The 16022-nt window shown below is 75.4% G+C and carries 15 protein-coding genes; 14 read left to right on the top strand and 1 reads right to left on the bottom strand.

Features of this window, described 5'->3' with window-relative positions:
- Window positions 1–62 precede the first annotated feature (62 nt).
- The 3 genes from ACFYP4_RS30985 (at window position 63) to ACFYP4_RS30975 (ending at window position 5818) form a co-directional block, all read left to right on the top strand.
- Entirely contained in the window at window positions 63–2237 is a 2175-nt protein-coding gene (locus ACFYP4_RS30985; protein ID WP_388789946.1) for a LuxR C-terminal-related transcriptional regulator, read from the top strand.
- A gap of 118 nt (window positions 2238–2355) precedes the next feature.
- On the top strand, window positions 2356–3936 hold the full coding sequence (locus tag ACFYP4_RS30980) for a PucR family transcriptional regulator (RefSeq protein WP_388789943.1): 1581 nt from the start codon (window positions 2356–2358) through the stop codon (window positions 3934–3936).
- 298 nt (window positions 3937–4234) lie between these two features.
- Window positions 4235–5818 (top strand): MFS transporter, encoded by a 1584-nt coding sequence (locus ACFYP4_RS30975; protein WP_388789975.1) that lies wholly within the window; start codon window positions 4235–4237, stop codon window positions 5816–5818.
- A gap of 158 nt (window positions 5819–5976) precedes the next feature.
- On the opposite strand, the gene ACFYP4_RS30970 is transcribed toward ACFYP4_RS30975, so the two are convergent.
- On the bottom strand, window positions 5977–6612 hold the full coding sequence (locus ACFYP4_RS30970; protein WP_358852216.1) for a TIGR03085 family metal-binding protein: 636 nt from the start codon (window positions 6610–6612) through the stop codon (window positions 5977–5979).
- Window positions 6613–6730: 118 nt separating this feature from the next.
- On the opposite strand from ACFYP4_RS30970, the gene hisI reads away from it, so the two are divergent.
- From hisI to lgt, 11 genes are all read left to right on the top strand, one after another.
- Window positions 6731–7123: a phosphoribosyl-AMP cyclohydrolase gene (gene hisI, locus ACFYP4_RS30965; RefSeq protein WP_358852215.1), complete on the top strand. Its 393-nt coding sequence runs from the start codon at window positions 6731–6733 to the stop codon at window positions 7121–7123.
- An 11-nt stretch (window positions 7124–7134) separates the two neighbouring features.
- On the top strand, window positions 7135–8613 hold the full coding sequence (locus ACFYP4_RS30960) for an anthranilate synthase component I (protein WP_358852214.1): 1479 nt from the start codon (window positions 7135–7137) through the stop codon (window positions 8611–8613).
- Between the two features lie 51 nt (window positions 8614–8664).
- Entirely contained in the window at window positions 8665–9306 is a 642-nt protein-coding gene (locus ACFYP4_RS30955; protein WP_358852260.1) for a TIGR02234 family membrane protein, read from the top strand.
- Between the two features lie 230 nt (window positions 9307–9536).
- Window positions 9537–9785, top strand: a complete 249-nt coding sequence (locus tag ACFYP4_RS30950; protein WP_358852213.1) for an HGxxPAAW family protein — start codon at window positions 9537–9539, stop codon at window positions 9783–9785.
- A 114-nt stretch (window positions 9786–9899) separates the two neighbouring features.
- Entirely contained in the window at window positions 9900–10361 is a 462-nt protein-coding gene (locus ACFYP4_RS30945; RefSeq protein ID WP_358852212.1) for a DUF2752 domain-containing protein, read from the top strand.
- A gap of 165 nt (window positions 10362–10526) precedes the next feature.
- Window positions 10527–11336, top strand: coding sequence for an indole-3-glycerol phosphate synthase TrpC (gene trpC / locus ACFYP4_RS30940; protein WP_358852211.1), 810 nt, complete (start codon window positions 10527–10529; stop codon window positions 11334–11336).
- Between the two features lie 7 nt (window positions 11337–11343).
- Window positions 11344–11637: a tryptophan biosynthesis modulator TrpM gene (gene trpM, locus ACFYP4_RS30935; protein ID WP_388789938.1), complete on the top strand. Its 294-nt coding sequence runs from the start codon at window positions 11344–11346 to the stop codon at window positions 11635–11637.
- 142 nt (window positions 11638–11779) lie between these two features.
- Entirely contained in the window at window positions 11780–13066 is a 1287-nt protein-coding gene (trpB, locus tag ACFYP4_RS30930) for a tryptophan synthase subunit beta (RefSeq protein WP_388789935.1), read from the top strand.
- Window positions 13063–13878, top strand: coding sequence for a tryptophan synthase subunit alpha (trpA, locus tag ACFYP4_RS30925; protein ID WP_358852208.1), 816 nt, complete (start codon window positions 13063–13065; stop codon window positions 13876–13878). Before trpB ends, trpA begins: the two co-directional genes overlap by 4 nt.
- An 84-nt stretch (window positions 13879–13962) precedes the next feature.
- A complete protein-coding gene (locus ACFYP4_RS30920) occupies window positions 13963–14739 on the top strand; it encodes a thioredoxin domain-containing protein (RefSeq protein WP_358852207.1) in 777 nt (258 codons plus the stop codon).
- Window positions 14740–14871: 132 nt separating this feature from the next.
- Window positions 14872–15993 (top strand): prolipoprotein diacylglyceryl transferase, encoded by a 1122-nt coding sequence (lgt, locus tag ACFYP4_RS30915; RefSeq protein WP_388789932.1) that lies wholly within the window; start codon window positions 14872–14874, stop codon window positions 15991–15993.
- Window positions 15994–16022: the final 29 nt, after the last annotated feature.

Raw genomic sequence — 16022 nt, 5'->3', positions numbered from 1 at the left:
CGGGTTCCGGGGGGCCGGTGGATGACCCGGGTGCTTCCGGAACGGACGGGCCGTCCGCCGTCGTGGCGGACGGTGTCGGGGCGGGCCTCGGCGGTGCGGCGTCCGGTTCCGAGCCGGCCGGTGATCCGGGTGCTCCCGGAACGGACGGGCCGTCCGCCGCCGTGGCGCAGTTGCTGCTGCTGGCCGCGGCCGAGCAGGAGCGGGACCCGGGGGCGGCCGGGGTGGACGCCGGGGTCGTACTGCGGGCGGCCGGGGCGGCCGGGCTCGACGCCGGTGTCGTCGAGGCCGCGGAGGCCGCGGGCGTCGTCCGGCCGGCCGGGGGCCGCCTGTGCCTCGTGGACCCGCGGTGGGCCCGCACCGTCTACGCCGCCGCGCCGCGCGCCCGCCGCCGCGCCGCCCACCGCCTCCTCGCCGACGCCTTCGAGGCGGAGCTGTGTGCGGCCCCCGGGGCGTCCCGCGCGGGCCGCCCCGACCAGGCGGACGAGCCGGACGGCGCCCGCGAAGGTGACCGGTACGCGCTGCCGCTGCTGTACCACCGGGCCTCCGCCGCCGAGGGTCCCGCCCCGGGGCTCGGTGACGAACTGGCCGCCGCCGCGGGCGCCGCCGCCGGTCCCCGCCGGCGGCCGACGCACCCCGAGCGGGCAGCCGCGTACGCGCGTTCCGCGGAACTCGCCGTGGCCGAGGGCCCCCGGGCCGTCCGGCTGACCGCCGCGGCGGACCACGCCCGGCTCGGCGGACTCCCGGACCGGGCCGGGGAACTGCTCGACGCGGCCGGCCGCGAGGACCTGACCGACGCCGTGCGCGGAGCCGCCGAACTCGTCCGCGGCCGGCTCGCCCTCGGCGACGGGCCCGTCGCCGACGCCCGCGAGACCCTGCTCCTGGCCGCCGAACTGCTCGCCCCGCACGACCCTCCCCGCTCCCTCGCGGCACGCCTCGCCGCCATGGAGGCGGCCTGGGCGATGGGCGACGCGGCGGCCTACCTGGAGGCGCTGGACCACCCCTCGGCCCGCACCGACCCCGACCAGCGCCTCGCCGAGTACCGCGCCGGGATGTCCGCGGTCATGCACGGACGCCTGCACGCCGGACGGCAACGGCTGCGGGGATACCTCGCGAACGGGCGCACCGAGGCCACCGACGACCCGGACCGCCTGCTGCACGCCGGGGTCGCCGCCCTCGTCGTCGGCGACCTCGTGGCCGCCTGCCGGATCAACTCCCGCGCCCTGGCCCTCGCCCGGGCCCGCGGGCCGTACATCCTCGTGCCGCAGGCCCTGGAACACCTCGCCTACGGCGAACTGCGCGCCGGCCGCCACGCGCGGGCCCGCGCCCACGCCGAGGACGGACTGCGCACCGCCCTCGACACCGGGCAGCGCAACACGGCGGCCCACCACCACGCCATCCTCGCCCTGGCCGCCTCCGTCGAGGGCGACCCCGACGCCGTGGCCGAACACGCCACCGCCGCCGAACGCGTGGCCGCGCCGCACGGACTGGTCCAGGCGGCCACCCTGGCCCAGTGGGCCAGGGCCCGGGCCGACCTCGGCCGGGGCCGGGTCCCCGAGGCCGCCGCCCGCCTCGGCCCGCTGGTGGGCCCCGGCCCACGGAGCGGCCACTTCGCCGTCCGCATGCTGGCCATCCCCTGCTTCGTGGAGGCGTCGGCGCGGGCGGGCCAGCCCGGTGCCGCCCGGGCCGCGGTCGCCGAGTTCGCCGGCTGGGCCGCGCAGGGCGCCGATCCCCAGGCACCGGCCCAGCTGGCCCGCTGCCAGGCACTGCTCGCCGGTCCCGAGGAGTGCGAACCGTTCTTCGCCACCGCGCTGGCCTGCCACGACCGGGCGGACGGTGACTTCGAGCGCGGTCGCACCCTGCTCCTCTACGGAGCCTGGCTGCGGCGGCGGCGCAGGCCGGGCGAGGCCCGCGGCAGGCTCCGCGACGCGCTCGTCTCCTTCGAGCGCGGCGGGGCCCTGGGCTGGGCCACCCAGGCACGGGCGGAACTGCGCGCGACCGGCGAGGCCGGCGCCCAGGAACCGCCGGGGCCGCTGGCGCTGCTGACCCCGCAGCAGCTGCGGATCGCCCGCTGCGTCGCGGAGGGGGCCACCAACCGTGAGGTGGCGCTGCGGCTGTCCGTGAGTCCGCGCACAGTGGACCACCACCTGCGGAACGTCTTCGCAGCTCTGGGGGTCCGTTCCCGCGTCGAGCTGTCCCGATTGGTGGACCGGGCGGAGAAGACAGCCGCACACCCCTAGGTACCGACCGGGCGGTATGCCATCCTGCGGGCTCAGGAAAGGTCCGGCGGGACCGGTGTGCCGTGCGGCGTCACACCGTGCCGAGCCGGTCCGAGCCGATTCCGGTGGAGGACAGCGCATGCAGCACCTCGTACAGGACCACGTCCGTACCGTGTCCGGTCCGCGGCCACTCGTACCCGCCGCCCGCTCGGCCGTCGACGCGGAGGCGCTCTCCGTGCTGCACCGGGCCGCCCGGGTCCTGCTGGCGGGGCTGCCCGAGCTCACCGAGGCGCTGATGGCCGTCCTGCGGGAGCGCGAACCCGCGTACCGGGCGGCCATCCACGCGGACGTCGACAGCGTCCGCGAGGAGGTGCAGCGCTCGCTCCGGCTCAACGTGGGCTCCCTCCTGCGGCCCGGCGAACTGCGCGAGGCGGCGCGCCGCTGCTCCTGGGGCATCGGCAGGACCCGCGCCGAACGCGGCCTCCCGCTGGACGCACTGCTGCGCGCCTTCCGCCTCGGCGGCGGCATGGTCTGGCAGGGGCTGGTCGACGAGACGAGCCGCCGCCATCCCACGGACGTCCGCCTCCTCGTGCACGTGGCCGCCGACGTGTGGAACTTCGTCGACGAGCACTGCGCGATCGTCGCCGACGCCTACCGCCAGACGGAGCGCGAACTGTCCTGGCGCCGGGAGAACCGGCTGCGGCTGATGACCGCCGCGCTGCTGGACGGCACCGCCCGCATCGCCGACCTCCCGGCGACGGCCGCCGGGCTCGGCCTGCCCGAGCAGGGACGGTACGCCGTCGTCCTGGCGCAGAGTGCCGCAGGACCGGCGCTGGTGAACGGCCGCGCCCCGGTGGATCTCCCGGGCCTGCGGGTGCAGTGGCACCGGGAGGCGGGCGGCGACTACGGCATCGTCCTGCTGGGCGGGCGCCCGCACGGCGACACCGGGCCGCTCCGCGGTGACGGGTGCGGGCAGGACACCCGCCCGCACGGCGACACGCGCCTTCCGCGCGGCCAGCTGCCGGGCGACGGAGAGCACCTGCCCGGCGACGACGGCGGTCCCCGCGGCGACGGCCAGCACGACCGCGCGCACGACCGCGCCGACGACGGCCACGAGGGGCACGTGCACGACGGCACCGGGGAGGGAGGCGGGGCGCCGGAGCGTCCGCGCGCCCACGGGCTCGCCGAGGACGCCGGTGACATCGCCCGCCGGCTGAGCGCCCCGCCCGGCACCCGGATCGGGGTGAGCCCGGTCGTCGACGGCCTCGCCGCGGTCGGGGACGCCCGGCGGCTCGCCGACACGGCGCTGCGCGCCTGTCCGCGGGCCGGGGGGACCGTCGTACTGGAGGAGAACCTGCCCGCCGCCCTCGTCGTCTCCGCGCCCGCCCTCGGTGCGGCGCTCGCCGAGCGGGTCCTCGGTCCCCTGCTGCGCCTGGACCCCTCCGACCGGGACATCCTGCTGGACACCCTCACCGCCTGGCTGGCCTGCGACGGTTCGGCCCAGCGGTCCGCCGCCCGGCTCTACTGCCACCGCAACACCGTCCTGAACCGGCTGCGCCGCTGCGAACAGCTGACGGGCCGCTCCCTGACCCGCCCCACGGACGTGGTGGAGCTCTCGCTCGCGCTGGCCGCCCGCACCCTGCTGGATCCCGGCCGGACCGGCCGCTCCGAAGGCGGGCCGGAGGGGCCCCGGCCCAGGGCGGCGACTCCCCGGTCCTGAGCCGGCGGACGGCCGATAGGCTGTCCGCGCCGACCGGCGAGCCGCTCGCCGTGCTCGCGACGTCCGAGGAACGGTGCCGTGCCGCCGAGGCGGCGGTGCCGTGCAGCCCGGGCGTCCGGCGACACCGAGGGGCGCGGGAGCGTGGCGCCGCACGTGTCCGGCCGCCCGTTCCGTGCCCGAGAGGACGCCGCCCGTGACCGCCGGCACCGCGTACGCCGTCGAGCCCGCCGTCGCCGCCGAACGGCCCGCGCACCGGGACGGCAACGTCCTGCGCTGGCTCGCCGCGTACACCGCGTCGATGCTTGGCGACAACATCTACTACCTCGCCCTGTCCTGGGCGGCCGTCCAGGCCGGAACGCCCGCGCAGGCCGGACTCGTGACGGCCGCGAGCGCCGTGCCCCGGGCCCTGCTCATGCTGGGCGGGGGAGTGGTCGCGGACCGCTTCGGACCCCGCAAGGTCGTCATCGGCAGCGACGCCGTGCGCTGCGCGGCCGTCCTCGCGGTCGCCGCGCTGCTGTTCGCGGCCGAGCCCGGTCTGTGGCCGCTGGCCCTGCTCGCCCTGGTCTTCGGCACCGTCGACGCCGTCTTCATGCCGGCCGTCGGCGCGCTTCCCGCCCGCATCACCGGACGGGGGCAGCTCGCCCGCGTCCAGGGCATGCGCGGTCTCGCGATCCGCTTCGCCAACGTGGTGGGCGCCCCGCTCGGCGGCCTCGGGGTGGCCGCGGGCGGCGCGGCGGCCGCCTTCGGCCTGGCGGGTCTGCTGATCGCCGTGTCCGTGCCGCTGCTGGTCTCCGTACGGATGACGGACCCGCCCCCGCACCCGGCCGACGGCCCTGCCACAGCCGCCGGAACCGGGCCGGTCGACGGAGACGGACCGGCTGACGCCCCTGCCGTGTCCGCCGGACCTGGACCGGCCGCCGCCGCCGGGGTAGCCGTACCCGCGGAGCAGGGGTCGACTGCCGAAGCCGCGCCGGTCGGCAGGGCTGCTGCCGCACCCGCCGGACACGGACCGGCCGCCGGGGCAGCGGCACCTGCGGGGCCTGAGCCGAGAGCCGGAGCCGAGCCCGTGGACGGGGCCGGACGGGTCGACGCGTCTGCCGCGAAGGCCGGAACCGGGGGGACCGACTCGGCTGTCGTGTCCGCCGGGGCCGGACCACTCGCCGGGGCCGAGCCGCCCACCGCGTCTGCCGTACCGGCCGGGGCCGAGTCACCCGTCGGGGTTGCCGGGGCCGCCGGGGACCGGGTGGTCGACGGCGCTCGGCCGTCGTCTCCGAACGCGTGGCGGGAGCTCCGTGACGGTCTGCGCTACATCCGGCGGCACCCGGTGCTCGCCCCGCTGATTCTTGCCGTAGCCCTCGGCGACCTCGGCTTCGTCGGTCCGCTCAACGTGGGGCTGGCCCTGCTCGCGGACCAGCGCGGCTGGGGAGCCGCCGGCATGGGCTGGGTGCTCGCCGGTTTCGGCACCGGGGCGGGGCTCGTCTCCCTGCTGCTGACCGCGCGGGGACGGCTGCCGTACGCCGGGCGCGTCATGGCCGTCGCGCTCCTCCTCGGGTGCGTGGCGATGGGTTCCCTCGCCCACCTCCCCGGCGTGGCCGCCGCGACGGGAGCCGCCCTGCTCGTCGGACTGCTCGCCGGGCTCAGCGGCGTCCTGTGCGGGGCGCTGCTGCAGACCGAGACCGACCCCGCCTATCTCGGCCGGGTCAGCGCGGTGGCGGGGATCGTCAGCCTCGGCTTCGCCCCGCTCAGCATGCCGCTCTCCGCCACCGCCATCGGCGTGTGGGGCACCGGCCCCGTCTTCGTCGTCAGTGCCGCGGTCTGCGGTCTCGGCGGCGTCGTCGCCCTCTGCTCGGGCCCCCTGCGCCGCGCCGAGCTGCCGAAGTAGCGCGGACGGACCCCGGAGGGGGATCCGGGGCCTTCATCCGGCGGACGCCCGGTGAAGGGGACCGTGCGCGGCGTCCGGCTCCGGGCGCCGTCCCGGCACCCCGCGGCCCGCGCGGCAGTCACGGCGCGCGGTCCGGGAGGTCCGGTAGGTCCGGGAGGTCAGATGCCCAGCGGCTTCGCCTCCCGCAGCTTCGCGATCGCCTCCGTGTCGCCCTCCAGCTCCACGGCGGCCACACTCTGGCGTCCGTAGGCGAAGAGCAGCAGCTCCGAGGGCTCGCCGGTCACCGTCACCACCGGGGTGCCCCTGCGGGCGACCACCGTCTGGCCGTTCGGGCGGCGCAGCACCAGGCCGGTCGGCGTGCCGCGGCCCACCAGCCGGGCCGTGCGCTCCAGCCGCGACCAGAGGGTCTCCTGGAAGACGGAGTCCAGCGGCCGGGGCGTCCAGGCGGGCCTGGCCCGGCGCACGTCCTCGGTGTGGACGTAGAACTCGATCGTGTTCGAGGCCTCGTCGACCTGCTTCAGGGAGAAGGGCGAGAATCGCGGCGGCCCCGTACGGATGAGCTGGATCAGCTCCTCGTACGGCTTCTCGGCGAACTCCGCCTGCACCCGTTCCAGCCGGGGCGCGAGCTGTTTGATCAGGATTCCGCCCGCGGCGTCCGCGCGGCGCTCGCGCACCACGACGTGCGCGGCGAGGTCACGAGTGGTCCAGCCGTCGCACAGGGTGGGGGCGTCCGGCCCCTCGGCCTCCAACAGATCGGCGAGGAGAAGTCGTTCACGCTTCGCATGGGTCGACATGACGCCAGCCTACGACCGCCGCGCCACTCCGCCCAGTGGACATCCGGCGGGAAGGCCACCCGGTCCGCCCAGTGGACGCCCGCCGGTCGCGTCCGGCGGGCGCGGCACAATGGTCGCCATGACCAGTACGCCCCCGCCCAGCAGCCTCGACCCCGGCATCGCCGCGCGTCTCAAGCGCGGCGCCGACGGGCTCGTCCCCGCGATCGCCCAGCAGTACGACACCGGGGAGGTGCTGATGCTGGGCTGGATGGATGACGAGGCCCTGCACCGCACCCTCACCACGGGCCGCTGCACCTACTGGTCCCGCAGCCGCCAGGAGTACTGGGTCAAGGGCGACACCTCGGGGCACGTCCAGCACGTGAAGTCCGTGGCGCTCGACTGCGACGCCGACACCGTCCTCGTCAAGGTCGACCAGACCGGCGCCGCCTGCCACACCGGCGCCCGGACCTGCTTCGAGGCCGACGTCCTGCTCACGGACGCCGGGTCGGACACACCGCTCGCCGGTCAGTAGGGTCAGCCGTCATGGACCTCGAGACGTTCCGCAAGCTGGCCACCGACCGCAGGGTGATCCCCGTCGGCCGCAAGCTCCTCGCGGACGGCGACACCCCCGTCGCCCTGTACCGCAAGCTGGCCGCCGAGCGCCCCGGCACCTTCCTGCTGGAATCGGCCGAGAACGGCCGGTCCTGGTCTCGCTATTCCTTCGTCGGCGTCCGCAGCCACGCGACGCTGACCGAACGCGACGGCCGGGCCCACTGGCTCGGCACGCCCCCCGTCGGCGTGCCCGTCGACGGCGACCCGCTGGCCGCACTGCGCGCCACGATCGAGGCGCTGCACACACCGCGCGCGGACGGCCTGCCCCCCTTCACCGGCGGCATGGTCGGCTACCTCGGCTACGACGTCGTGCGCCGCCTGGAGAAGATCGGCCCCGGCGAGCGGGACGACCTGAAGCTCCCCGAGCTGACCATGCTGCTCACCAGCGACCTCGCCGTCCTCGACCACTGGGACGGCACGGTCCAGCTGATCGCCAACGCCATCAACCACAACGACCTCGACACGGGTGTCGACGAGGCGTACGCGGACGCCGTCGCCCGCCTCGACGCGATGGAGGCGGACCTGTCGCGCGCGGTCTCGCAGCCCCCGGCCGCGCTCCCGCCGTCCGAGCTTCCCGAGTACACGGCGCTGTGGGGCGGCCCGCAGTACCAGGACGCCGTCGAGGACATCAAGGAGCGCATCCGCGCCGGCGAGGCCTTCCAGGTCGTGCCCTCCCAGCGCTTCGAGACCCCCTGCGCGGCCAGTGCCCTGGACGTCTACCGGGTCCTGCGGGCGACCAACCCCTCGCCGTACATGTACCTCTTCCGCTTCGAGGGCTTCGACGTCGTGGGCTCGTCCCCCGAGGCCCTGGTCAAGGTCGAGGACGGGCAGGCGATGGTCCACCCCATCGCGGGCACCCGGCCGCGCGGCGCCACCGTCCAGCAGGACCAGGCACTCGCCGACGAGCTGCTCGCCGACCCCAAGGAACGCGCCGAGCACCTCATGCTCGTCGACCTCGGGCGCAACGACCTGGGGCGGGTCTGCGAGCCCGGTTCGGTCGAGGTCGTCGACTTCATGTCCATCGAGCGGTACTCCCACGTCATGCACATCGTCTCGACGGTGACCGGCCGGGTCGCCCGGGGCCGTACGGCCTTCGACGTGCTGACCGCCTGCTTCCCGGCGGGCACCCTGTCCGGAGCGCCCAAGCCCCGCGCCATGCAGATCATCGACGAACTGGAGCCCTCCCGGCGCGGCCTGTACGGCGGCTGCGTCGGCTACCTCGACTTCGCCGGCGACTCGGACACCGCCATCGCCATCCGTACGGCGCTGCTGCGGGACGGCACGGCCTACGTGCAGGCCGGTGCCGGCGTGGTGGCCGACTCCGACCCGGTGGCGGAGGACACCGAGTGCCGCAACAAGGCCGCGGCGGTGCTCCGCGCCGTGCACACGGCGAACCGGCTCGGCAAGTAGGACGCTTCTCACGTGAACCCGGGTGACGGTTCGCCCGGGGTTCAGGCGATAGTGGAGTACGTGACTGCTGTGCCTCACCCCCGATCCGAAGCCGCCGCGGGACCCGACGGGTCCGGCCGCCGCAGCCTGGCCGTGGCGCTGTTCTGCGGCGCGCTCGGCGCCGCCGTGACGCTGCTCGCCACCCGGCAGGGCTGGTCGGAGGGCACCACGTCGGTGGCCGGCGGCGAGTTCCCGCTGTCCGCGAAGGGCAGCGACGTCACGGGCGTGCCCGCCGCGCTCGCCGTGGTCAGCCTCGCCGCGCTCGTCGCCGTCTTCGCCGTACGCCGCTCCGGCCGGCTCCTCGTCTCCGCGCTGCTCGCCCTCTCGGGCGCCGGCGTCGCCGCGGCGGCCCTGCTCGGCGCCGAGGACGGCTCCGCGCTCGACGACAAGGCCGCCCAGGCGTCCGGCGACACCTCCGCGACCGTGCACGCGCTCAGCCACACCGCCTGGCCGTACGTGGCCGCGGCCGGCGGCGTGCTCATCCTGCTGGCCGGGCTGCTCGCACTGCGCTACGGGCGGCGGTGGCCCGCCATGTCCGGCCGCTACGAGCGCGACGGCACCCCCCGGCCGCGCAGGACCAAACCCGTGGACCCCGACCGGCCGGAGGACCTGTGGAAGGCCCTGGACCGCGGCGAGGACCCGACCGGGACCTGAGACGCCCCTCCCCGGGGCTTCCGACCCGGGACACCAGTCTCCCGGCGCTGCCGGGACCTGTGACCCCCCGCCCTCCGGGGCCGCCGGGACCTCCGGCCCGGGACGTCCGTCCCGATCCGGCCCGGCCGCCGCGGAAGGGGCCACCCCGCGCTCAAGGCGGACCCGCGGGTACGGGACAATGGACGCCGAGCGTCCGACTCACACACGCACACAGCAACGAGGAGCAAGTCATGGCGGGCAGCAGCCACGGCCACACCCCGGCCGCCTGGACCGGTGTCATCATCGCCTTCATCGGTTTCTGCGTCTCCGGCGCGTTCATGGTGCTGGCCAACCCGCTGGGCTTCTGGGCCGGCATGGTCATCGTCGTCCTCGGTGGTGTCGTCGGCGGCATCATGCGCGCGATGGGGATGGGCCAGCCGAAGGAGGCTCACGTCCAGAAGCCGCACTCGGCGCCCCAGGTCGCGGGCGCGGAGGGCTGAGGCCTCCCGCCCGACCTCGCCGTCACCGAGCGGCCTCCGGAATCCGCCGGGGGCCGCTTCGCCGTGTGTGAAGGCCCCGCGCGCGACGGGCGTCCGGGCGCCGCGCGGGGCAGAATGCTGCGGGTGAACGCCGAAACCCACAGAGTGACCCCGCCGGACGCGGGCACCGGTCCGCCGACCGGAGCGGCGCGGCGGCTGGCGGTCCCCGCCGGTGTGCTCGCCGCCGTCGTCGGCGCCTTCGCCTACGTCGCGGCCGTCGACCCGAACGAGCCGGGGCACTACCCCCTCTGTCCGCTGCTGCGCCTCACCGGGCTCTACTGCCCCGGCTGCGGTGGCCTGCGCAGCGCCCACGCCTTCGTGCACGGGGACTTCGCGGCGGCGCTCACGGACAACGCGCTCGCCGTCGCGGGGTACCTGGTGTTCGCGGCGGTGTGGTCCGTCTGGGTGGTCCGCGCGGCGCGCGGCCGGCCGGTGCGGATCGACCTCGGGCCCGTCCACCTGTGGTGCGTCGGCGTGTTGCTGCTGGCCTTCACCCTTGTCCGGAACCTGCCGTTCGGTGACCGGCTCCACCCGTGATCAATGGGTGAACGTCCAGGTGGTGGGACCGGCGTCAACCGGATGCGAGGCCTGCGCCTTCCTCCGGATACCATCGCAGTGACCCGTCTCAACCGTCAGGGACGGCGGACCCGGGTCGACCGCCCGACCGCTCAAACCGTCCACCGCAGGAAGGGGGCCGCTCGCGTGAGTGTGCTCGACGAGATCATCGACGGAGTCCGTGCCGACCTCGCGGAGCGACAGGCGCGCGTCAGCCTCGACGAGCTCAAGGAGCGCGCCGCGAAGGCTCCGGCGGCCAAGGACGGCGTGGCCGCCCTGCGCGGTGACGGCGTCAAGGTCATCTGCGAGGTCAAGCGCTCCAGCCCCTCCAAGGGCGCGCTCGCCGCGATCGCCGACCCGGCCGCCCTCGCCGCGGACTACGAGGCGGGCGGTGCGGCCGTCATCTCCGTGCTGACCGAGCAGCGCCGCTTCGGCGGCTCGCTGGCCGACCTGGAGGCCGTCCGCGCCAAGGTCGACATCCCCGTGCTGCGCAAGGACTTCATCGTCACGTCGTACCAGCTGTGGGAGGCCAGGGCCTACGGCGCCGACCTCGCCCTGCTGATCGTGGCCGCCCTCGACCAGGCCGCCCTGGAGTCCCTCATCGAGCGCGCCGAGTCCATCGGGCTCACCCCGCTCGTCGAGGTGCACGACGAGGACGAGGCCGAGCGGGCGGTGGACGCCGGCGCGAAGGTGATCGGTGTCAACGCGCGCGACCTGAAGACGCTGAAGGTCGACCGCACCACCTTCGAGCGCGTCGCCCCCGAGATCCCGGACCACCTCGTCAAGATCGCCGAGTCCGGTGTCCGCGGCCCCCACGACCTCATCGCGTACGCCAACGCCGGCGCCGACGCGGTCCTGGTCGGCGAGTCCCTCGTCACCGGCCGCGACCCGAGGGCCGCGGTCTCCGACCTCGTCGCGGCCGGGGCCCACCCCGCGCTGCGCCACGGACGGGGCTGACGCTTCCGTGGCCGGCCCGACCGCACCCCGGCACCGGGTGAGCCTGCGCTCGCCCGGCGCCGCCGGGTGCCTGCGGTCGGCCGCCCCGCTCCCCGCCGCCCGGACGGCGCGGGACCCCTACGCCCGCCTCGCCCGAGGCTGCCGCCCGCGCGGCTGCCGGGCCCCGGCCCGCCGCGTCCACGGCCGCCGGGTCCGCTACGTCATCGGGGACGAACCGGGGCAGGTCAACGGCATGCGATGGCGCGTGCGCGTGCGCGCGCTCACGCCGGCCCCGGCCCGGTCCGCCCTCCGGGTGGTCTGACCGGTCCCTCCCACCGCCGCCCCGCCCGTCGGCGGCGACGGGGACGGGCCGCCGGGTACCCGCGGCGTGGTGCGCACGTGCGTCGACGACGTGACTCCTGTCCGATCCGTGACCGGGGCAGACGCCCCTGTGAGGTATCCGCATGCCCAGCGAGTTCTTCATTCCCGACCCCGAGGGTCTGATCCCCAGCGCCGAGGGGTACTTCGGCGCGTTCGGCGGCAAGTTCATCCCGGAGGCGCTCGTCGCCGCCGTGGACGAGGTCGCCGTCGAGTACGACAAGGCCAAGGCCGACCCCGAGTTCGCCCGCGAACTGGACGACCTGCTCGTCCACTACACCGGGCGCCCGAGCTCCCTCACCGAGGTGCCGCGCTTCGCCGAACACGCGGGCGGCGCCCGGGTGTTCCTCAAGCGCGAGGACCTGAACCACACCGGCTCCCACAAGATCAACAACGTGCTCGGCCAGGCGCTGCTCACCCGGCGCATGGGCAAGACACGGGTCATCGCCGAGACCGGGGCCGGACAGCACGGCGTGGCCACCGCCACCGCCTGCGCGCTGTTCGGACTCGACTGCACCATCTACATGGGTGAGATCGACACCGAGCGACAGGCCCTGAACGTGGCCCGGATGCGCATGCTCGGCGCCGAGGTCATCGCCGTGAAGTCCGGCAGCCGCACCCTCAAGGACGCCATCAACGAGGCGTTCCGCGACTGGGTCGCCAACGTCGACCGCACCCACTACCTCTTCGGCACGGTGGCGGGCCCGCACCCCTTCCCGGCCATGGTGCGGGACTTCCACCGGGTGATCGGCGTCGAGGCGCGCCGGCAGATCCTGGAGCGCGCGGGACGGCTCCCCGACGCCGCCGTCGCCTGCGTCGGCGGCGGCTCCAACGCCATCGGCCTGTTCCACGCCTTCATCCCCGACACCGGCGTCCGCCTCATCGGCTGCGAGCCCGCCGGGCACGGCATCGAGACCGGCGAGCACGCGGCGACGCTGACCGCCGGCGAGCCGGGCATCCTGCACGGCTCGCGGTCCTACGTCCTCCAGGACGAGGAGGGGCAGATCACCGAGCCGTACTCGATCTCGGCCGGCCTCGACTACCCCGGCATCGGCCCCGAGCACTCCTACCTGAAGGACAGCGGACGCGGCGAGTACCGCGCCGTCACCGACGACGCCGCCATGCAGGCACTGCGCCTGCTCTCCCGCACCGAGGGCATCATCCCGGCCATCGAGAGCGCGCACGCGCTGGCCGGCGCCCTGGAGGTCGGCAGGGAACTGGGCAAGGACGGGCTGATCGTCGTCAACCTGTCGGGGCGCGGCGACAAGGACATGGACACCGCCGCCCGCTACTTCGGGCTGTACGACACCGACGCCGTCGTCGAGGCGGACGAGGCCGGCGACGGCGCCGAGATCGAGGGGGACGCCAAGTGAGCGGCAACATCAGGCTGTTGGGCGACACGCTCGCCGGCGCCAGGGCCGAGGGCAGGGCCGCCCTGATCGCGTACCTCCCGGCCGGCTTCCCGACCGTGGACGGCGGGATCGCGGCGATCAAGGCAGCCTTCGACGGCGGTGCCGACGTCGTCGAGGTGGGGCTGCCGCACAGCGACCCCGTCCTCGACGGTCCCGTCATCCAGACCGCCGACGACATCGCCCTGCGCGGCGGCGTCCGGATCGCGGACGTGATGCGCACGGTCCGCGAGGCGCACACGGCCACCGGGAAGCCGGTGCTCGTGATGACGTACTGGAACCCCATCGACCGCTACGGCGTCGAGCGCTTCACCGCCGAACTCGCCGCGGCGGGCGGGGCCGGGTGCATCCTGCCCGACCTGCCGGTGCAGGAGTCGGCGCTGTGGCGGGAGCACGCCGACAAGCACGGTCTCGCGACCGTCTTCGTCGTCGCCCCCAGCAGCAAGGACGCCCGGCTCGCCGAGATCACCGCGGCGGGCTCCGGCTTCGTCTACGCCGCCTCGCTGATGGGCGTCACCGGCACCCGTGAGTCGGTGGGCGCCCAGGCGCAGGACCTGGTGCGCCGCACCAAGGCCACCACGGACCTGCCCGTCTGCGTCGGGCTCGGCGTCTCCAACGCCACGCAGGCCGCCGAGGTGGCCGGCTTCGCCGACGGCGTGATCGTCGGCTCGGCCTTCGTGAAGCGGATGCTGGACGCGCCGGACGAGGCGGCCGGGCTGGACGCCGTACGTGCCCTCGCGAGCGACCTGGCGAAGGGCGTGCGCGGCACGGCGTGACGCACACCGGCGATCCGCTCACTCGAACGGGTGGACCTGGGGCCGGGGAGGCGCGCTGCGCCTCCCCGGTTCGTTCTGCCGGATGTGAGCGAGAAGAACCGTGACGGAAAGCGCACCGCCCGCGAGCGGCTGGCGGTCGAGCGAGAGAAGCAGAAGGCCGGGGAGAAGCGCCGGCGGGCGCTGATCGTGGGGGCGTCGGTGGTCTGCGTCCTCGGTCTCGCCGCGGTGGTGGGCGTCGTCGCCGCCAACGCGGGCAAGGACGACAAGAGCGACGCCGCGGGCCCCGTCGTGTCGCCCTCGGGGGCGCGGGGCAAGGACGGTCTCGCGATCCCCGTGGGCAAGGAAGCCGCCGGATCCACCCTCACGGTCTACGAGGACTTCCGCTGCCCGGCCTGCAAGTCCTTCGAGACGGCGTACCGCCCGACCATCCACGAGCTGGTGGAGGCCGGGCAGCTGAAGGTCGACTACCACCTCGCCACGCTCATCGACGGGAACATGGGCGGCAGCGGCTCCCGCCGGGCGGCCAACGCCGCGGCCTGCGCCCAGGACGCCGGGAAGTTCACCGCGTACCACGACGTCCTGTACGACAACCAGCCCCAGGAGACCGACGACGCCTTCGCGAAGCCGGACAAGCTCCTGGAGCTGGCGGGCAAGGTGGAGGGGCTGGACACCCCGGCGTTCCGCAAGTGCGTCGACGACGGCACGCACGACACCTGGGTCCTGAAGTCGAACCAGGCCTTCCAGGCGGGCCACTTCGGCGGCACGCCGACCGTGCTGTTCGGCGGCAGGAACATCTACGCGGACCGGGCGATGACCCCGGCGAAGCTGAAGCAGCTGGTGCAGGCGGAGAACAGGGGCTGAGCCCCTCCGCCGCAGCCCCGGCGGGGGGTGCCCGGCCCGGGTCTCCCGCGGGCCGGGGGCGCGCCCCGTTATGGACCCGTAGCCGGGCTGCCCGCCGTCGGCCCGGCCCGGCACGGTAGCGTCGACCCTGCCATGGAACTTGCCTACATTCCCAGCCCGTCGCGCGGGGTGCTGCCCCTCGGCCCCATTCCGCTGCGCGCCTACGCGTTCTGCATCATCATCGGCGTCTTCGTGGCCGTCTGGCTCGGCAACAAGCGCTGGGTCGCCCGCGGCGGGCGTCCCGGCACGGTGGCCGACATCGCGGTCTGGGCCGTCCCGTTCGGCCTGGTCGGCGGACGGCTCTACCACGTGATCACGGACTACGAGCTGTACTTCAGCGAGGGCCGTGACTGGGTGGACGCCTTCAAGATCTGGCAGGGCGGCCTCGGCATCTGGGGCGCCATCGCGCTCGGTGCGGTGGGTGCGTGGATCGGCTGCCGCCGCCGCGGCATCCCGCTGCCGGCGTGGGCCGACGCCCTCGCGCCCGGCATCGTCTTCGCCCAGGCCATCGGGCGCTGGGGCAACTGGTTCAACCAGGAGCTGTACGGCCGGGAGACGTCGGTTCCCTGGGCGCTGCACATCACGTCCTCGACGGCCGGGCGGGTGCCGGGCTACTACCACCCGACGTTCCTGTACGAGTCGCTGTGGTGCGTCGGCGTCGGCTTCCTCGTCATCTGGGCCGACCGCCGCTTCAGGCTCGGGCACGGACGGGCGTTCGCGCTGTACGTCGCTGCGTACTGCGTGGGCCGCGGCTGGATCGAGTACATGCGCGTCGACGACGCCCACCACTTCCTCGGCCTGCGCCTGAACGACTGGACCGCGATGGCGGTCTTCGTCCTCGCCGTGGTCTACCTGGTCCTGTCCGCGCGGATGCGGCCCGGACGCGAGGAGGTCGTCGAGCCGGACACGGGCGCGGACCCCTCGGCGGAGGACGCCGGGGACACCGACGGCAAGAAGGCAGCGACCGCCGTCGAGCCGGACGCCGGGACCGACGTCGAGCCGGACGCCGTGACGGGCGCCGCGACCGACGGCAAGACGGGCGCCGGGACGGGCGCCGGGACCGACGGGAAGACGGTCGCCACGACGGCCACGTCCGACGGTGACGCCGTCGAGCCGGGCAGGAAGCCCGGGGCCGAAAGCCCCGCGGACACCGCCGGGGCCAATGGGTCCGCCGCGTCCGAGAGGGACGGGGCCGGGTCGGCCAAGAAGAACTGACCGTACCCGCCACGACGGGTCGAAGGGCG

Source organism: Streptomyces sp. NPDC005551, from assembly GCF_042871785.1.
Classification (GTDB): domain Bacteria; phylum Actinomycetota; class Actinomycetes; order Streptomycetales; family Streptomycetaceae; genus Streptomyces.
The sequence above is the reverse complement of the archived record's forward strand: the minus strand, read 5'-3'. Positions and strand labels throughout refer to the sequence as shown.